The sequence below is a fragment of the Paracoccus sp. KR1-242 genome (genome assembly GCF_049446195.1).
GTDB classification, from domain to species: Bacteria; Pseudomonadota; Alphaproteobacteria; order Rhodobacterales; family Rhodobacteraceae; genus Paracoccus; species Paracoccus broussonetiae.
Map to the genome: position 1 here is coordinate 80,856 of NZ_JBMSED010000009.1, position 16,284 is coordinate 97,139.

General features: G+C 64.1%; 18 protein-coding genes. 17 read left to right on the forward strand and 1 reads right to left on the reverse strand.

The features are described 5' to 3' along the window. The 16 genes from ACO2Q4_RS14375 (at position 1) to ACO2Q4_RS14450 (ending at position 14,605) form a co-directional block, all read left to right on the forward strand. Positions 1 to 762 (forward strand): hypothetical protein, encoded by a 762-nt coding sequence (locus ACO2Q4_RS14375; protein ID WP_423320081.1) that lies wholly within the window; start codon positions 1 to 3, stop codon positions 760 to 762. Then, the gene (locus tag ACO2Q4_RS14380; RefSeq protein ID WP_423320083.1) at positions 759 to 1,271 is read left to right on the forward strand and encodes a hypothetical protein; all 513 of its coding nucleotides are present in this window, start codon (positions 759 to 761) and stop codon (positions 1,269 to 1,271) included. The genes ACO2Q4_RS14375 and ACO2Q4_RS14380 overlap by 4 nt, the downstream gene beginning before the upstream one ends. A 24-nt stretch (positions 1,272 to 1,295) precedes the next feature. Continuing rightward, the gene (locus ACO2Q4_RS14385; protein WP_423320085.1) at positions 1,296 to 1,775 is read left to right on the forward strand and encodes a hypothetical protein; all 480 of its coding nucleotides are present in this window, start codon (positions 1,296 to 1,298) and stop codon (positions 1,773 to 1,775) included. Positions 1,776 to 1,801: 26 nt separating this feature from the next. Continuing rightward, positions 1,802 to 2,215, forward strand: coding sequence for a GPW/gp25 family protein (locus ACO2Q4_RS14390; RefSeq protein WP_423320087.1), 414 nt, complete (start codon positions 1,802 to 1,804; stop codon positions 2,213 to 2,215). A gap of 4 nt (positions 2,216 to 2,219) precedes the next feature. Beyond that, positions 2,220 to 3,119 (forward strand): baseplate assembly protein, encoded by a 900-nt coding sequence (locus tag ACO2Q4_RS14395; RefSeq protein WP_423320089.1) that lies wholly within the window; start codon positions 2,220 to 2,222, stop codon positions 3,117 to 3,119. 4 nt (positions 3,120 to 3,123) lie between these two features. Continuing rightward, positions 3,124 to 3,735: a phage tail protein I gene (locus tag ACO2Q4_RS14400; RefSeq protein ID WP_423320091.1), complete on the forward strand. Its 612-nt coding sequence runs from the start codon at positions 3,124 to 3,126 to the stop codon at positions 3,733 to 3,735. Then, positions 3,735 to 4,745, forward strand: a complete 1,011-nt coding sequence (locus ACO2Q4_RS14405) for a hypothetical protein (protein ID WP_423320092.1) — start codon at positions 3,735 to 3,737, stop codon at positions 4,743 to 4,745. The genes ACO2Q4_RS14400 and ACO2Q4_RS14405 overlap by 1 nt, the downstream gene beginning before the upstream one ends. Before the next feature lie 120 nt (positions 4,746 to 4,865). After that, positions 4,866 to 6,329: a phage tail sheath family protein gene (locus ACO2Q4_RS14410; protein ID WP_423320093.1), complete on the forward strand. Its 1,464-nt coding sequence runs from the start codon at positions 4,866 to 4,868 to the stop codon at positions 6,327 to 6,329. A gap of 63 nt (positions 6,330 to 6,392) precedes the next feature. Continuing rightward, a complete protein-coding gene (locus ACO2Q4_RS14415) occupies positions 6,393 to 6,932 on the forward strand; it encodes a phage major tail tube protein (RefSeq protein WP_423320095.1) in 540 nt (179 codons plus the stop codon). A gap of 10 nt (positions 6,933 to 6,942) precedes the next feature. Next, complete coding sequence (locus tag ACO2Q4_RS14420) at positions 6,943 to 7,209, forward strand: phage tail assembly protein (protein ID WP_423320099.1); 267 nt, start codon at positions 6,943 to 6,945, stop codon at positions 7,207 to 7,209. 143 nt (positions 7,210 to 7,352) lie between these two features. Next, on the forward strand, positions 7,353 to 9,473 hold the full coding sequence (locus ACO2Q4_RS14425) for a phage tail tape measure protein (protein ID WP_423320103.1): 2,121 nt from the start codon (positions 7,353 to 7,355) through the stop codon (positions 9,471 to 9,473). Between the two features lie 5 nt (positions 9,474 to 9,478). Continuing rightward, positions 9,479 to 9,910 carry a phage tail protein gene (locus ACO2Q4_RS14430; RefSeq protein ID WP_423320105.1) on the forward strand — a complete coding sequence of 144 codons (432 nt, stop codon included), beginning with the start codon at positions 9,479 to 9,481 and terminating at the stop codon, positions 9,908 to 9,910. Then, entirely contained in the window at positions 9,911 to 10,144 is a 234-nt protein-coding gene (locus tag ACO2Q4_RS14435) for a tail protein X (RefSeq protein WP_423320108.1), read from the forward strand. A 7-nt stretch (positions 10,145 to 10,151) separates the two neighbouring features. Then, positions 10,152 to 11,162, forward strand: a complete 1,011-nt coding sequence (locus ACO2Q4_RS14440) for a phage late control D family protein (protein ID WP_423320110.1) — start codon at positions 10,152 to 10,154, stop codon at positions 11,160 to 11,162. A 50-nt stretch (positions 11,163 to 11,212) separates the two neighbouring features. After that, positions 11,213 to 13,525: a hypothetical protein gene (locus tag ACO2Q4_RS14445; RefSeq protein ID WP_423320112.1), complete on the forward strand. Its 2,313-nt coding sequence runs from the start codon at positions 11,213 to 11,215 to the stop codon at positions 13,523 to 13,525. 6 nt (positions 13,526 to 13,531) lie between these two features. Beyond that, positions 13,532 to 14,605: a hypothetical protein gene (locus ACO2Q4_RS14450; RefSeq protein WP_423320114.1), complete on the forward strand. Its 1,074-nt coding sequence runs from the start codon at positions 13,532 to 13,534 to the stop codon at positions 14,603 to 14,605. Positions 14,606 to 14,608: 3 nt separating this feature from the next. Here ACO2Q4_RS14450 and ACO2Q4_RS14455 read toward each other — a convergent pair whose 3' ends face one another. After that, positions 14,609 to 15,010 (reverse strand): hypothetical protein, encoded by a 402-nt coding sequence (locus tag ACO2Q4_RS14455; protein WP_423320116.1) that lies wholly within the window; start codon positions 15,008 to 15,010, stop codon positions 14,609 to 14,611. A 211-nt stretch (positions 15,011 to 15,221) separates the two neighbouring features. Between ACO2Q4_RS14455 and ACO2Q4_RS14460 the strand changes: the two genes are divergently transcribed. Next, the gene (locus tag ACO2Q4_RS14460) at positions 15,222 to 16,214 is read left to right on the forward strand and encodes a hypothetical protein (RefSeq protein WP_423320117.1); all 993 of its coding nucleotides are present in this window, start codon (positions 15,222 to 15,224) and stop codon (positions 16,212 to 16,214) included. Positions 16,215 to 16,284 lie beyond the last annotated feature (70 nt).

Consider the following 16,284-nt stretch of genomic DNA (forward strand, 5'->3'; position numbering starts at 1 on the left):
ATGAGCATCACGCGAACGCTTCTGAGGATCGCGACCCGGGAAGCCCTGTCGGGCGCGACCCTTGCCGAGCATCGGGTCTTCGACAGCGTCATCGATCCGACCGACAATCGCATTTCGGATCGCGAGAAGCGGCCGATGATCGCGGTCTATACCGATGATCATGGCAGCGACGAAGGTCAGGGCCGGGGCGACTTCCTGCAGGATGGTCGTCTCGACCTGGTCCTCGAATGCATCGTGGCCAGCCGGATCACAGTGCCGATCGAGGGTGAGAACGACGAGGTCATCCAGCTGTCGGTGCCAAACTCCGACGCCGGGACGGAAATCATCCTCGACCTATTGGAGGCCCAGGCTATCCGGGCGCTGGTCGCAGGCATCGGCCCTTGGCCAGACCTGTGGCGCGAATTGTGCGTCGCCGACATCCGGTCGCACATGTCGCGGCGCGGCGTGTCAGCCGAGCAGGCCGGGCGGTTCGCTGTCCGGCAGATCACTCTGTCGGTCGATCTGCTGATTGATCCGGATCGCGGGCTGGCGCTGGACCCATCCGGGCCATGGGCGCGCGCACTGGTCCTGATGGACGGAAATCCTGCGCTGTCCAATACCGCGCAAATCCTGCGCTCCGAGCTGGAGGGCGAGCCTATGACTGACTGGCGACGCGCTGCAGCCCGCCTTGGCGTGAACCTGTCCACGGTGGAGGCCCTAGGGCTGGGGCCGCTGGAGGCTGACGATCCGGTTCCACTGGTCGAAGGCGAGGTGATCCCATGAGGCAGCTGGTCCAGTTGGCCGCCGAGGTCGCCGAGATGAAGCGGCAACTCGCTGCTTCCCACCGGCAGGGTGTCGTCTCCGAGGTCGACGCAGCAGAGGGGCTGGTCAGGCTCGACCTTGGCGAGGGGATGCTTTCCCCATGGATCCCCTATGTCCAGACGGCGGGCGCGCTCAAGGTGCACAGCCCGCCCTCACCCGGCCAGATGATGGCCATGATCGCGCCCAGCGGCGAGACATCGCAGGGCTTCGCGACCGCCCTGTCCTTCGGGGCCGGGAACGCGCCGCCCTCCACTGCGGCGGATCAGCACGTCATCACCTTCGGGGGCGTGCGCATCGAACTCACCGCCGACGGCATCAGCGCCAGCGTCGGCGGCGTGACCCTCACCCTGACCGCCGACGGCCTCGAAATCGACGGCGGTGAGGTGACGCATGACGGCACCAACATCGGATCGGATCACGTCCACGGCGGCATCGAGCGCGGGGACGAAAACTCAGACGGGCCTCATTGAGCCCCACAGCGAAAGGAAAGGCCCATGGCCAAGTATAGCGACTACATCATCACCGAGTCCGCCGGCGCCCACGTCGCCGGCATGCGCAATACCGGCGTCGGCACCAAGCTGTTCCTGACCGAGAAGCAGGCCGAAGCCGGGCTGCGCGACGGCCATCTTGTCGATCCCGAAGCGATTGCCCGCGCCCAGCGCGAGGAAGCAGAGCGCCAGGCCGAAAGGGAAGAAGCCGAACGTGTTGCCGCAGAAAAGGCCGCCAAAGAGGAGGCCGATCGCAAGGCCGCCGAAGAGGCCGCCGAGGCAGAGCGGCGTGAGGCAGAGGCAAAGGCTGAAGAAGAGGCCCGCGACAAGGCCGAAAAGGAAGCCGCAGCAAAGGCAGAGGCCGAAGCGGTCGAACGCAAGGCCGCGGAAGACAAAGCCGCCGAGGAGAAGGCGGCCGAGGAAAAGGCCGCGGCCGATGCAGCCAAAGCAAAGAAGACCACCAAGGCGGCCAAAGCCGCCGAATAACCCCCGACGCTACGAGGTGACGGCAGATGGCCACCACAGCTTCCGATCCCTCGCTGGGCATCGACGCCCACAGTGGCGCGAGCCTGACCGGCTGGAGCCATGTCCTGCAATCGCTGCGCGACATGTTCCTGACCCGGTTCGGCTCGCGCCTCATGCGCGAGTGGTACGGATCGTTCGTGCCCGAGGCTCTGGGACGGAACATCACACAAGCGGAGATGCTGCCGGTGATCGCATCGATCACGTCGGCGATCGAGCAGTGGGAGCCGCGCTTTCTCGTCGTCGACGTGAAGGTCGACGCCTCCTCTGCCCGGACCGGCGCGCTGGTCATCACGGTCCGCGGTCAGTTCCGGCCGCGCGCGCTGTTGGGCGACATGACGGTCGAGGGCGAACGCGCCCTCGTCGTCGATATGGGAACATCCGATGGCATGAGCGTGAGGTGATCGCATGGCCTATGTGAAAGTCGATCTGAGCGCGCTTCCGGCGCCGACGATCCTCGAACAGATCAGCTTCGAAGACATCCTCGCGGATCTGAAGGCTACCGTCGCCACGCTGTTTCCCTCGATCGAGCCGGTGCTGCAGCTGGAGAGCGAGCCCGCGGTCAAGGTGCTGCAGGCCTGCGCCGCCTACGTCATGATGACCCGCGCGCGCGTCAACGATGCGGCCAAGGGCATGCTTCTGGCCTATGCGGAAGGCAGCGACCTGGATCAGCTAGGCGCCCTGCTGGGGGTCGAGCGGAAGGTTCTGGAGCTTGAGACGGACACCACCCCGGCGGTCTACGAGAACGATACCGAATTTCGCGACCGCATCCAGCTGGCGCTGGAAGGGTTCAGCACGGCGGGACCGCGCGGTGCATATGAATTTCACGCGCTGTCTGCTCATCCCGATGTGATGGATGTCTTCGTCGCAGGACCCGGCACGCCGGGCCTGACCGTCGAGGCAGGCACGGTCGAGGTCTACGTCCTCGGGCGCAATGGGGACGGGACACCAACGGCCGAGATACTGACCGATGTGACCGCGGCGCTGAACGATGAAGAGGTACGCCCGCTCTGCGACACCGTGATCGTCGCCGGTGCCACGATCAGCCCCTTCACCGTCGTCGCCCAGCTGCATGTTCAGCCCGGCCCCGGCAGCGAGGTGATCCTGAACGAAGCGCAGGCCGCGCTGGATGAATACCTGACGACGGTCCACCGGATCGGCGCGACCGTCGCGCTGTCGGGTATACATGCGGCTTTACATCAGAGTGGGGTAATTAACGTCACAGTTACAAACCCTTCCGCCGACATCGTGCCTGCTCCGAACGTCGCGCCCTACGCCACGTCGACCAGCATCACGATCGCGGGGTGATCTGATGCCCGTATCCAACGACATCATGCCGCCCCATTCGGGGCCGGCCGAGAAGGCATTGGTCGACGGGGTTGTCGCCGGCTTCGACTTCGACATCCGGGTCGGCGATGTCTGGAACCCTCAGCGCGCGCCAGCCGTGATCCTCCCATGGCTCGCCTGGGCGCTGTCCGTCGACGACTGGGACGAGAACTGGACTGACGAGCGGAAGCGCGCGGTCATCGCGGCCTCGGTCAATGTCCATCGGCACAAGGGCACGGTCTCTTCGATCCGCGCGGCGCTGGCTGCCATGGGCTACGGCGATGCCCGCCTTATCGAGGACGCGGACCTTCCCCGCATCGGCGGCGAGGGTCTCCTCATAGGGGGGACATGGGAGATCGGCGACGAGACATGGGTCTTGGGTCCAACCGACCCCAGCTGGGCGGATTACTGGATCGAGGTGCAGACCGCGATCCCCGGTCGCGACGCGGCGCGTCTGGCCGAGCGCCTGCGCACCGTCGCGCCCGCGCGCTGTCGGCTGCGGACGATCACCTTGTCCGGGGCCTTCTACACGATCGGCGACGGCCTCTGGCTGATCGGCGACGACATCGCCATCGGCAACATCTACGAGGTGGAATAATGGTTGACGTTCCTTCGGTCCCGGCAATCGCCGAGACGTCGCAATGGGAAGAGGAAATCCCGGAGCTTCAGAATGGCTGGCGCCCGACAGGCGGCCCGGTCAACCCCGAGGCCGACGAAGGCCTTCTGAACTGGCCCCTGCAGAGGCTCGCAAACCGAACCCGGCACCACAAGGATAGGCTGGACCTACTCGGTCTTGAGGCTGCGTCTCTGGTCACGGTGGGAACGGGCGGCGACTTCGCCACGATCAATGAAGCGCTGATTGCCTTGTCCAAGCGCCGCCCGGCCTATTTGCCGGGGGGCTTCACGACCGAGCTTCGCTTGCTGGCCGGGTTTGTTATGCGCGAACAGGTGATCGTCCGCTCGGTCAACCTGAGCTGGGTCACGATCACCTCGGTTGACGCGGAAGTTCTCATTGATCGCTCCTATCTGACCCAGCTGTCGTTGACAGGAAGCTATCCCGCCTTTGCGGCGTTCGATGGTGGATACTTGCCGACCATCGATGCGCTATTCACCATGATGTCGACGGGCACCGCGGCGGGCCGGGTTGGCATGCACCTTTATCAGAACGGGAGCGCGACAATTCTCTCTGGGAAAGGCTTCAAGGCCTCGGGGGGTACGGGTGTCCTCATGAACACCGGTGCGCGCCTCTCCGCCAATGGTGCGATTATATCCGGATCCGGCGCGGCCAACGTGGACATTGCCGGCGGGTCATCCGCGACCTTGCTCAATGCCGACCTGCGTGGAGCAGGAACGATCGGTCTCATCGTCTCGAACGGATCAACCGTCAGCGCGGGTACAGTGAAGTTCGCCGGCTGCAACAACGGCGCCATTCAGGCCGCCCAGGGCAGCACGGTAAACGCGGCAAATGCGACAGCACGGTGCGGAGCATCTGATACATCCACCGATATCCAGGTCGCAGGCGGAAGCCAAATCGCAGCTACTTCCGCCACGGGGGGGGTTAGCCAGGCGGCCAACGTGGTAACTGCCTTGGGCATCATCTACCGGTAAGGATGCCCCCGGACTGTCATGGGGCAGTATCTTTAATAGCGCGGCTGATCGTCGCCACATCGCAGCAAGGGCGCCCATGAGGGGCGCCCTTTTCCGTTTTCAGAACCATGGAGAACAAGGATGCCTCCTGTCTTCGGCATGACGATCACCGCGATCGACAACGAGCCGCGCACGCCCGTCTGGGGCGACATGTCCATCATCGGCCTGATCGGCACCGCGCCCGACGCCGATGAGGAGCAATTCCCGATCAACACGCCTGTCCTGATCCGCTCCTCCGACGCCGACGCTCTAGAAGCACTGGGCGCGGCCGGGACGCTGGCGGACGCGGTGAAGCTGATCAATGCGCAGCTGGGCGAACTGCAGGCGGCGGCTCTGGTCGTTGTGGTGCGGGTCACCGCGGGCGCTGACACGGCGGCCACCATCGCCAATATCGTCGGCAATGCGACCGATACCGGCGTCGGTGCCTTCCTGCAGTCAGGGCAGCTGCTGGGCTATACGCCCCGCCTGCTGGCCGCGCCGGGCTTCACCTCGCAGACTGCGACCGGGGTCAGCGCCCTGACCATCGCGAACGCGGGCAGCGGCTACGCCAACGGCACCTTCCCCCTGACTGCGACCGGCGGCGGTGGATCGGGCTTCGCGGGGACGGCCACGGTGGCGGGTGGCGTCATCACCGCGGTGAACATCACCAGCCCCGGCACCGGCTACACCTCGGCCCCGACCATCAGCCTTTCCGCGCTGTCGGGCGGCACCGGTGGGTCGGTCACCGCCGCCGTCGCCCCGGTGGGCAACGCGGTGGTCGCCGCCCTTGCCGGGATCTGCAACCGCCTGCTGGCTCACGCCGTGGTGGACGGACCCGGTACCAGCCGGGCAGCGGCGCAGGCGTGGCGGGAGACGATCAGCAGCGACCGGATCATCCCGGTCGAGCCCGCAGTCAAGGTCACCGACGCGACCGGCGTGGCTGTGGTTGTTCCGCTCTCACCTGCGGTGCTGGGCATCGCGGTCCGTCGCGACGCCGAATTCGCGGGCCGACCGTTCCACAGCTGGGCGAACCAGGCGGTGCAGGGCATCGTCGGCCCGTCCCGACCGATCGGCTTCTCACTGACCGACGACACGAGCGAGGGGCAGCTGCTGCTGGCGTCGAACATCGGCATCCTGACCCGCGGCGAAATGGGGGTCGATGGTGCCATCGCAGATGGCGGGTTCATCTTCATCGGCACCGACAATGCCGGGTCCGACGAACTCTGGCGTTTTTACAACGTCAAGCGCGGCCGGGATTACATCCACCTGATGTGCCTGAAGACGCTGCGCACCTATCTGGGCAAGTTCAACATCACCGGCCAGACGATCCAGGCCATCGTCAACACGCTGAACGGCGCGCTGCGCGATCTGAAGGCGACGGGCGATATCCTCGGCTATCGGGTCGACTTCGTGCCCGACCAGAACAGCCCGGAGAACCTGCGCGCCGGTCGCATCACCGTCGGCTTCCAGGCAGAGGAGGCGCCGGTCCTGCGCCGCATCGACGTGCAGTCGATGCGCTATCGCCCCGCGCTGAATGCCTTGGTCGACGATCTGGCGAGCGCCTGATCCCGGTCCACCCTCTGAGTGAGGGTGGGCCTTTCATCATCATCGAAAGGAAAGGGATCGCACATGGCCCCGAACTTCTTCCTCATGGAAGCCGCCAACCTCTTCTGCGGCGACCACGATCCGACCGCGTCGAAGCATCTGACGCTGTCCGAGATGCAGCTGCCGTCGCTGACCGAGATCTTCCAGGACCACCATCCCGGCGGTTCGCTCTTTCAGGTCGAGGTCAGCGTCGGCGTCGAAAAGCTGCTGCCGACCTTCAAGCTGGCCGGGCACGATCCGGGCGTGCTGTCGCTTTTCGGCCTCGGCACCAAGCGCCGGCACACCTTCACCAGCTATGGCGTGATCCGCGACAAGCGGACCGGGCAGGCGCTGGAGGCGAAGGCGATCATCGAAGGCCGTCTGGGCAGCATCGAGCCCGAGACCTTCCAGCGCGGCGAGATGCAGTCGCATGACTACGCGATCAACGAGGTCATGCATTACGAGTTCTGGTGGGCCGGGAAGGAGAAGTTTTACTTCGACTTCTGGACCTCCGAATGGCGGGTCGACGGCGTGTCGCAGAATGCGGACGAGAACCGCATCCTGCGCATCGGCAGCGGCGTGTAAGGGGGGGCAAATGGATCCTGTCATCCTGCAATACCCGGTCACGATCGAAGGTCATCCTGAGACCATCACGCAACTGACCTTTCGGCGCCGCAAGGCTCGCGACGTTCGCCGTGTCCGACAGGGCGAGAACGATTTCGAGCGAGGTCTGATCGCCCTCAGTTGTTCCACCGACCTGCCCCTCGAAGTTATTGAGGAGCTGGACGAGGACGACCTGACGATTGCCATGGAGCGCCTCTCCGATTTTTTCGAGGAGACGGCTTCGCCGCCGAACACCTGAACAGTTGGCGGTCCATCGTCGCTGATGTCTCGGCGATGCTCAGCACGCCACTTCCCGTCGTCGAAGACATGGATTGGTCCGAGGTGCTGGCGTGGCACCGCGAGGCGCTCCGCATCCACAAAGCCCGAAGCTAGGAGACCGTCATGGCGCGGACCCATACCTCGACGCTTGCCGTCGAGCTTCTCGATCGTGTCACCGGCCCGGCCAAGAAGGTCGCCTCCAGCCTCGCCCGGCTGGGGTCCGACCTAGGCGATGTGACCAGCGTCCGCACCCGATTGGACGCGGCGATAGCGCGCAACGATGCGGCTCTCGCCCGCGCCCGGGGCGGGGTCATCGATGCTGCGGCCGGTGCCTGGGCGCTTGCCAAGGCGTTTCAGGGCACCACCGGCGCGGCCATGTCGCTGGAAGACAAGATGGCTGACATCGGCAAGGTGTCGGACATGAACGCCGACCAGTTGAAGGCCTTCGAGGGATCGCTGCGCAAACTCGCGCGCAGCGAAATCCCGATGGCTGTCGAGGAACTGGCGGAACTGGCCGCGGCGGCCTCGGCCTCGGGCATCAACGACAACGATCTTGAGGCGTTCACGCGCCAGGTCGCCAAGTCCGCGGTCGCCTGGGGCGTCTCTGGCGATTACGCCGGCGAGGCGCTGGCCAAGATCAAGTCGGCGCTTGGCATGACCATCGACGAGACCGCCCGCTATGCCGATGCGATCAACTATCTGTCGGACACGTCCGCATCGGAGGCGCCTGACCTGATCGAGTTCGCCCGCCGGGTTGCCGCCGATGGCGCGGTCGCTGGCTTCACGAACGAACAGGTTTTGTCGCTCGGCTCGGCCATGATCGCGATGGGTGCGCAATCCGATGTGGCAGCGACCTCGCTGCGGAATGCCCAGAAGGCGCTGACCCGCGGGGCCAGTGCCACGAACCGCCAGACGGGGGCTTTCAAGAAACTCGGGCTGAACGCGGAGGACGTGGCGAAGCGGATGCCCACCGACGCCATGGGGCAATTCCTCATGGTTCTGGAGAAGATCCGCGACCTCGACCAGCATGAGCAGATCGCGACCATGTCCGACCTGTTCGGTGACGAGGCCCGCGCGCTGATGCCTCTGCTGGGGCAGCTGGATCAGGTCCGCAAGACGACCGCGGCGGTGTCTGACGAGACGAATTATCTGGGCAGCGTCCAGAAGGAGTTCGCGGTTCGGTCCCAAACCGGGCGTTATGCACTCCAGCGGTTCAACAACCAGCTGCGCGACGTCGGCATTTCGATCGGCCAGTCGCTGCTGCCCGCGATGAAACAGCTTCTCGAAACCATCTCGCCGGTCCTGCTGGCGGTGGCCGACTGGGCACAGCAGAACCCGAAGCTGGTCGCTTCGGTCGCGGCAGTGACTGCAGGGCTGGTCGCCCTGCGAGTGGCTATCGCCGGGCTGCGCTTCGTCGGCCTGCTGGGTAAAGGCGGCGCGCTCTACCTGATCGCCGGGTGGATGTCCACGGTCGGCCGCCTGAGCGGTCGGCTCTTTGGTGCCGCGCGCGCATCGATCGCCTTGCAGCAAGCTCTCGCCCGGTTGGGCGGTGGCGCCGGGCTGACCGCGATCCAGAAGATCGCGGTCGGGATACGGGCCATGGTGCAGGCCGTGCCCGGCATGGGTGCGCTATCTCGCTCCGTCGGTCGGGTCACCACCGCTGTCTCGGCCTTGGCGGCCCGCATCGGCCTGATCGGACCGGCCATGAGCCGGGCCGCGACGGCGACGGAGGCCGCCACCGCACGCATGGCGAAATCCATCGCGCGGGTAAAATTCGGCGGGCTGATGTTCGGCGCGGGCGTCTTGGGCATGGCGATGGGTGCGCCGGACGATGCGAAAGATCTGGGCGAGTATCGTCGCAAGAACGACGAGGCGATGGACAAGACCCTTCGCAGCACCCCAGGCGTCAAGCAGATGATGGGGGCCTATGAGGGCGCATATCGGTGGTGGCATGGTGAAGAGCCGCCTTCGGGCGCCCGCAAGAAGGGCGGACCGATCAGCCGAGGCGACACCTATCAGGTGGGCGAGGCAGGCCCCGAGGTCATCACGGCGCGCCGGTCCGGCTATGTCCATCCCAGCGGGTCGGGCGGCGGCGGTGCGCCCATCAGCGTTAACGCCCCGATCACCATCCATCAACAGCCCGGCGAGAACATGGAAGCGCTGGCGCAGCGCCTGAAGCGTCTCATGGAAGAGCAGCTCGGCCTCGCGCTCCGCAGCGCGCTGTCCGACCTGCAACTGGAGTGATCCCTATGCTCATGCTGCTTGGCCCGCTGCTGTTCGAGGTGCAGCCGTTCAACCTGACGGACGCGACGCACAGCTATGGCGCGAGCCATGTCGAGAAGCCGGTCCTCGGGGGGCGACAGCCCCTCGAATATACCGGCGAAGAAACTGAATCGTGGTCCTTTCGCGCGATCCTCTTCCCCCAGGTCTTCGGGGGCGAGGACGGGCTGACCTTGCTGAAGATCATGAGCCGATCCGGCCTGCCCCAATACATGATGCGGGGCGATGGATCGATGATGGGCTGGATGGTCGTCACATCGGTGACCGAGCGCTCCAGCTATCTGGATCGGTCCGGCGTCGGCAAGGTGATCGAAATCGACATCAATGTCAGCCGGTCGGATGCGCCCACAGCGCAGGGCTATTTCGAGGGGCTGCAAGGCCTGTTCGGGGGATTGTTCTAGATGGCCGACACCCACATCGAGGCCGTCACCGTGAAGGGTGACGGCCTTACCCTTTCGCTGCTGGTCTGGCGGCGCTTCCGCAAACCGATGCCGGGGCTGGTCGAGCAGATCCTCGACCTGAACCAAGGCCTCGCCGCGCTCGGGCCGATCCTGCCCTTCGGGACGGTCGTGCGAATGCCGATCCCGGTCGAGGCCGAAGCTGCCCAACCCCAAGCGCGGATCCAGCTATGGTGAGACAGGAATGGCAAAGCGCGCGAATTACAGCGTCAGCATCAACGGCAAGGATATCTCTTCGACACTTGCTCCGATCCTCACTGCGACGACGGTATCCTTACGCGCGGGCGATGAAGGTGACACGGCGACCCTGACGCTGGACGACACGGGCGGCAAGATCGCCATGCCCGCGATCGGTGCGCGCATCCAGATATCGCTGGGCTGGTCCGGGCAAGCGCGCCGCGTGATCTTCGACGGGACGGTGGACGAAACGATTTCCACATGCACCCGGTCTGGCGGTCGGACCCTCTCCGTCTCGGCCAAGGGCTTCGACGCCGGCGGCAATGCCAAGGCAAAGAAGCGGCGACACTGGGACAACGCAACGATCCAGACCATTGTCAGCGACGCGGCCCGCGCGGCCGGGATCACATCGGCACGGGTCGATCCGGATCTTGCGGCCATCGTCCTGAAATACTGGGCCATGGACGACGAGAGCCTGCTGCACATGGGCCGCCGCTTGGCCGCGCGCATCGGGGGCGACTTTCAGGTGCAGGGCGACGTCGCGCAAATGGCACGGCGCGGGGCCAGCTATTCCCCGACGGTGACCGCGACCTATGGCGACAATCTGCATGCCTGGAACCTCGCGCCGCTGCTCGGCCGCAAGATCTACGCGAAGGTCGTGGCCCCCTTCTTCAATCGCACGACCGGCCAATGGGACAAGGTCGAGGTCGACACCGGGCTCGGCGGTTCCGCGGTCCTGACCATCTCGCCCCCGGCGGATGATCGGGACGACGCGCGCAGGCAGGCACGCGCGCGGGCAACCGACAGCAAGCGGGCGGCTGGCGGCGGCCAGGTGCAGATCGAGGGCACGACCGATGCGGTCCCTGACGGGGCCTGCGTCGTCTCGGGCGCTCCGCCGGGCATCGATCAGTCCTATCGCATCCTTGGTGTCACCCACGCGCTCGATCGCTCGGGCGGCTGGGTGACCAAGCTCGAACTCGGCAACCCCGATCAGGCGAGCGAGACAACGACGAGCTGACCGGCGCGGGATGCGCCGGTCCCTTGGCGCATATCCACAAAGGTAAGAAAATGCTGGATGCAGCTAAACTCCGCGCGGCGGGGCTCCCCTCTGATGTGGTCGTCCTCCTTGTCGAGGCGTCGAAGACCGTGGTCGAAGGCGAAAAGCGCCTGAAGTCCATCGCGGCGACCGTGAAGGTTTCGAATGATCTGGGGAAGCAGATCGACGAGGCGGTAATCGCGGCGTCTGGACTGGGCGAAGCCATCGAGGGCGCTTCGACCGAGGCGGCACAACAGGTGGTCACCCAGCTGACCGACCTGAAGACCCAGACGGAGGAATTCGCAGGTCAGGCGAAAGACGCAGCTGAGGCTGTGGACGGAGCCGTTTCTGGGGAAACAACAAAGCGCGTCGCAGCGGACAACGCCGTTGGCGTCATTTCACTGGTCAATGCTGTCGCTGCGGCTCCGACCGGCGGGGCGACCGTCATCACCGCTGAGGTTTCCCCCGCAGCCGTCACCGCTGGCATTGTCGTCGGCAATGGATCGGTGATCCGCCTCATCATGCCGAGCGGCGCCGCTGGCACGCTGCGCTTGCAGGTTGCCGGGGATACCGAACGGGCAGTGATGCGCGAGCGGAATAACAATGCCCTTCTGGCGAGTGACGTAACGGCGGGCGTCGGCCTGGTCTTGGAGCGCCGCTCTGGAAACTGGGTTCTGGTTTCGGGGTCGGCGGAAACCGAAAAGATGCTTGCCCTCCAGGCCGCGAACGCCAATGCGTCGGCGGCGGTTGGCAGCAATGCCGATCTTCGGACCATCAACCTTGCGGGCACGGGCGATGCCTGGACCGCGGATCTGTCTTCGACCGTGACCGGGGCCGCTGTCACCGCTCTTTCCGCGTCCGCGAGCATCGAAATTCACCCGGTCGCGACCAATGCGACCAGCGACGTCAACCTGACCATCGCGGGGGTGAGCTATCCCTTGCGTGATGCTGACGGTATTGCCCTTCCGCCCGCGTTCTTCGTGATCGGTCGCCGATACATCCTGCGCCGCCGCAACACGATCCTGCGGGTCGCGTCGGGCGATGTGACCGCATCGGGGGTCAAATCCAGCATCGACACGGCCACGGTCGGCGTGATGCGGAGCGAGGAACCCCAGAACACCGACGCGGGCCTTGAGGTGAAAAGCCGCGACGGCGAAGCACTGATGCGGGTTGACGAGGACGGAACCCGGCTTGCCGGACTGGACGAGCCGATCGAGGACATGTTGCAGATGCTGGCGCTGCCAGTCGTCGCGCCGACCCGCCAGAATGGCAGCCTGGACACGCGCCGAATGATGGCGCTGACCTCTGCAAGCCAGTCCGCGCTGGCGCAAGGCTTGGCTGCGCGCGGCGGGCGGGTGGCTCCGCTCTATGCTCACCAGATGCCGACCGAAACGGTCTGGGGCAAGCAATGGCTGTCGACGGAAACGATCTACATCACCGGAGATACGCCCCGCATCAACATCGACCCGATATATCAGGAAAACGTCGCGAACCCGCAATTCGTGCATCCCTATGTCGGGTTCTTCCCGCACGGCTGGCTTGGCTACGAATACGTCATGTGCATCAACCCCTATCCGGGCGGGAACGATCAGCTTGAGAACCCCTTCCTGTTCGGTTCGCACGACATGCTGAATTGGGATCTGCTGACCCATCTGGAACAGCCGCTTTCGGACCCTAGCCGGTTCGGCGACAGCACCAACTTCCTGTCGGACAACGCGTTTGCATATGATCCCTACACGGGTGAGCTGATCTGCTTTTGGCGACGGCATGTCTGGGCCACCTCCACGACCACCTATGAGTGGCGATCGACGCTCGACGGAAAAACCTGGTCGGAAATTCAGGTGATGTTCACCATCTCCGATCCCGACGACAGCGCGGCTGCCCCGGCTCTGGTGTTCAACCCGAATGACGGCCTCTGGTATATGTATGCCTCGACCGGAACGACCATGATGGTTCGGACCAAGCGGGATATTCGCGACCAGTCAGAGCCGTGGTCGACCCCGGAGACAACCGGCATCACCGCCTGGCACCAGGAAGCCCGCATTCTGGGCGGCGACCTCTATCTGTTCTCTTGCCGTGTCAAGAACAACTCATGGTTCGACGTTCACCGATCGGTGGGCGGAAACTGGAAGATGTTCGAGCAAGTCAGGCTGAACATTTTCAATGTCTCGGCCTTTCAGGCGACCCATGGCAGCGGCGGCAATACCTACAAGAACAGCTTCGTCCCCCATCTCTACGCAGACGGGACGGCGCAGATTAAAGGCCTCGCGACCTTCAAGCCGCCGGGCGGCGCTTGGTGGATGCATTACATCGAATCCGCCCGCAAACCGATCATCGACGTGTGAGACAAAATGACTGCTGTTCTCAAGACGAACGGGCCTTCTGGGCGCGGCGACGCAAGCCGCCTGCGCTTCAATGAGGCCCTAGTCGCCGCAGACTTCGCGGCCGAGCGTTATGCCCTGAATGGGGCTGCCGCAACCTTCGCCGATCTGCTGGCATATACCCGCGGCACCGCCATGCGCTACCTGCATCCGGTGACGCGGGCGCTGGCCGATTTGGCCGTCAACGTGCCCTGCCTTTACACCCCGGACGGCCGCAAGGCCCTGAACCTCTCCGGAGTCAATGGGGCGATCTTCGGATCGGCCCCGACCGGGCCGGGAACCTCGGGAACGACCTATGCCGCTGGGAACGACAACAATGTCGTTCCGCTCATCTGCTACGGCGGCGACGGGGCGCAGGTATCGGTTTCCGGTGACTGCGCCGCGGTCGATGATCGCGGGCTGATCGCGCGTCCCTATCGCCCCGCACTTATCCGGCTGACCGGTGGCAGTCGTTCCTTGAACTTCACCTTTGGCGCGGGTGTGATCTGCTACAAGCTGGGCTCCCTGCCCTGGGCGGAATGGCTCGGAACGAACATGACCAATGCGGTTGCCACGCCGGTTGCAGATCTGACACCCGGCGCCGTCGCGGCCGTCAACTCGCGCGACAAGCTCGAAATCGTCGGCCGGTATATTCCGCACGAGCATCGCGCGTTCTATTCGCAGACCCACAACCTGCTGAACCTGGTCGACGCGAACGGCAACTATATCCGCCTGCGGCTGGCGGCGGACACCTGCACTTGGGAATTGGCCGTCGCGCAGACAGTGGCGACCTCTGGGCAGCCTGCGTTCAGCCGCGTCATCCCGATCCTCAAGCCGCGCTCGGACTATCAGACCGCGCTGCAGCTCGATTTTCGGATCCTCTGGGACAAGATCGCGCGCCGCCTGTCTTTGTGGGTCAATGGCCGGCTGACGGTGGTGGACATGACCATGCCGGAAATGGGTGCGCTGACGGCCGCAAACCTCGGACGGCAGGGCACCAGCCTGCCGCGCTGCTCGATCGCTCATTTGGCGATATATGCCGGAAAGCCCGCCCGGGTGGAGTGACCTTCAGGTGTAGGGATGCGCGCCTTGCAGAACGGCCTGACAAGCCAGGGCAAGGCGCATATCGCCTCCGACTTGCTTGAGGTCGCTAATATCCCTGCGACCAAGGGCGCGCGCGCAGTCGTAATCCGTGGCAGCCAGTCCGGCAGACTTCATGTCGTCAAGCCACCGGCAAAAGCTTTCCGCACTGATCCCCTTTTCGGGTAGCTCTCGCCATTCCGGATCATTCAAATCGACGTCGAAACGTTCTTCTGCTTCGTCCCATTCCGCTTCCGGGATCGGAAAGGCCGCATAGGGGGCATCTTTGCGCGCGCTGTTCAGCCAGCCGAGATACAGATCAACCTCAGATTGGCGAGACGCCATTACCAGGATCGTATCCTCGGCCTCCGACTTCAGATGATAAAACATGAAAATCCCCCCTCAACACAAAGGCGTAACAGCATGCGGTTTTTTCATCCTATGACCACCAGCCCCGTGAAGATCAAGGCCACCGGCCTAGTCCTTTTGGCCGAGTTCCACGCGCAGTTGCTAAAAGCATCCTCCAGAAGCAGAGCCGGGACTGGCGGTTGATCTCACCGGATGCGTGGGCTACCTGATCAGAAAACCCGGGGGATACATCATGATCTGGTTGCACATTGGGATGCCGAAATCCGGCAGTTCTTCACTGCAAGGCTACCTTGCAAATGAGACTGACGTTCTGGACAAGGGCAATATCCGTTTTGTGCAGACCGGCCGCGTTGGTGACAGGAAGGTGCCTCTGCCTTCTCACAATCTGCTGGCCCGCCAGATGCATTCTGGTTGGAAGAATATCGGCCCGTCGCTGTTCGATGCATATGTCGATGAACTGCGCAATTTCTCGGGAAAGTCGCGCGTAATATCCGCAGAGATGTTTTACGGTCAACGACTTGCGCGGTTGCAGGAGAAAATTTTCAGCCGGATTGATGAACCGGTAAATGTGGTCATCTACCTGAAACGGTTTAGCGACTTCCTCGATTCCGACTATAAGCAGAAGGTCAAGAAGGGTCGGGATCTTGTCAGCGCCGAGCACTACGCTCGAAGCGCGATCAAGGCGGCAGAGACGCGGCCGGAATACATGAACTATGCCTTGATGCTGAAGCAGATCGCTGCTGACATTCCGAACGCGGTCATTCACCCGAGGCTTTTCCTTAGGGATCAGCTGGTCGGTGGCGACATTATTACCGATTTCCTGAACCTGCTTGGCGTGCCCCTGGAAGCCGTCAAGCTGCCGGAAAAGCGGTCCAATGTTTCCTTGTCGCGCGTGTCGAGTGAGGCGCTGGGGCTGTTTGCCTCAAAGGAAGGCGGCGTCAACGAATGGGCGCATCGGCGGATTGATATTGCGCTTCAGTCGTCTTCAAGCGGCGATTTCTTCGGGAAGGGTGATGTTTTCCTGCCCGATGAAGCGCGGCACCTGGACGAACTTCTAGAGGATAGGAACGCAGGGCTGCTGGCAGATTACTTCCCCTCTCGGGACAGGCTATTCCCGAAGGTCGAGGACTACCGCGGGAAGTATCTTCGGGGCGATCCAAGCGAGCTGTCCCGGTTTAGGGACACGGTGCGAGAGATACTGAAAATCCGAGGCAGGGCGAAGTGATACCTGCGTGACACCCTACGAACCTGCATTGCCGCCCACTGGGCGGCTTTTTTTTTCGGCGCATCCCGCA

Excerpts from the sequence above, each read along its gene's own strand:
- ACO2Q4_RS14375 (WP_423320081.1), top strand. The coding sequence starts at position 1 with ATGAGCATCACGCGAACGCTTCTGAGGATCGCGACCCGGGAAGCCCTG.
- ACO2Q4_RS14380 (WP_423320083.1), top strand. The coding sequence starts at position 759 with ATGAGGCAGCTGGTCCAGTTGGCCGCCGAGGTCGCCGAGATGAAGCGG.
- ACO2Q4_RS14385 (WP_423320085.1), top strand. The coding sequence starts at position 1,296 with ATGGCCAAGTATAGCGACTACATCATCACCGAGTCCGCCGGCGCCCAC.
- ACO2Q4_RS14390 (WP_423320087.1), top strand. The coding sequence starts at position 1,802 with ATGGCCACCACAGCTTCCGATCCCTCGCTGGGCATCGACGCCCACAGT.
- ACO2Q4_RS14395 (WP_423320089.1), top strand. The coding sequence starts at position 2,220 with ATGGCCTATGTGAAAGTCGATCTGAGCGCGCTTCCGGCGCCGACGATC.
- ACO2Q4_RS14400 (WP_423320091.1), top strand. The coding sequence starts at position 3,124 with ATGCCCGTATCCAACGACATCATGCCGCCCCATTCGGGGCCGGCCGAG.
- ACO2Q4_RS14405 (WP_423320092.1), top strand. The coding sequence starts at position 3,735 with ATGGTTGACGTTCCTTCGGTCCCGGCAATCGCCGAGACGTCGCAATGG.
- ACO2Q4_RS14410 (WP_423320093.1), top strand. The coding sequence starts at position 4,866 with ATGCCTCCTGTCTTCGGCATGACGATCACCGCGATCGACAACGAGCCG.
- ACO2Q4_RS14415 (WP_423320095.1), top strand. The coding sequence starts at position 6,393 with ATGGCCCCGAACTTCTTCCTCATGGAAGCCGCCAACCTCTTCTGCGGC.
- ACO2Q4_RS14420 (WP_423320099.1), top strand. The coding sequence starts at position 6,943 with ATGGATCCTGTCATCCTGCAATACCCGGTCACGATCGAAGGTCATCCT.
- ACO2Q4_RS14425 (WP_423320103.1), top strand. The coding sequence starts at position 7,353 with ATGGCGCGGACCCATACCTCGACGCTTGCCGTCGAGCTTCTCGATCGT.
- ACO2Q4_RS14430 (WP_423320105.1), top strand. The coding sequence starts at position 9,479 with ATGCTCATGCTGCTTGGCCCGCTGCTGTTCGAGGTGCAGCCGTTCAAC.
- ACO2Q4_RS14435 (WP_423320108.1), top strand. The coding sequence starts at position 9,911 with ATGGCCGACACCCACATCGAGGCCGTCACCGTGAAGGGTGACGGCCTT.
- ACO2Q4_RS14440 (WP_423320110.1), top strand. The coding sequence starts at position 10,152 with ATGGCAAAGCGCGCGAATTACAGCGTCAGCATCAACGGCAAGGATATC.
- ACO2Q4_RS14445 (WP_423320112.1), top strand. The coding sequence starts at position 11,213 with ATGCTGGATGCAGCTAAACTCCGCGCGGCGGGGCTCCCCTCTGATGTG.
- ACO2Q4_RS14450 (WP_423320114.1), top strand. The coding sequence starts at position 13,532 with ATGACTGCTGTTCTCAAGACGAACGGGCCTTCTGGGCGCGGCGACGCA.
- ACO2Q4_RS14455 (WP_423320116.1), bottom strand. The coding sequence starts at position 15,010 with ATGTTTTATCATCTGAAGTCGGAGGCCGAGGATACGATCCTGGTAATG.
- ACO2Q4_RS14460 (WP_423320117.1), top strand. The coding sequence starts at position 15,222 with ATGATCTGGTTGCACATTGGGATGCCGAAATCCGGCAGTTCTTCACTG.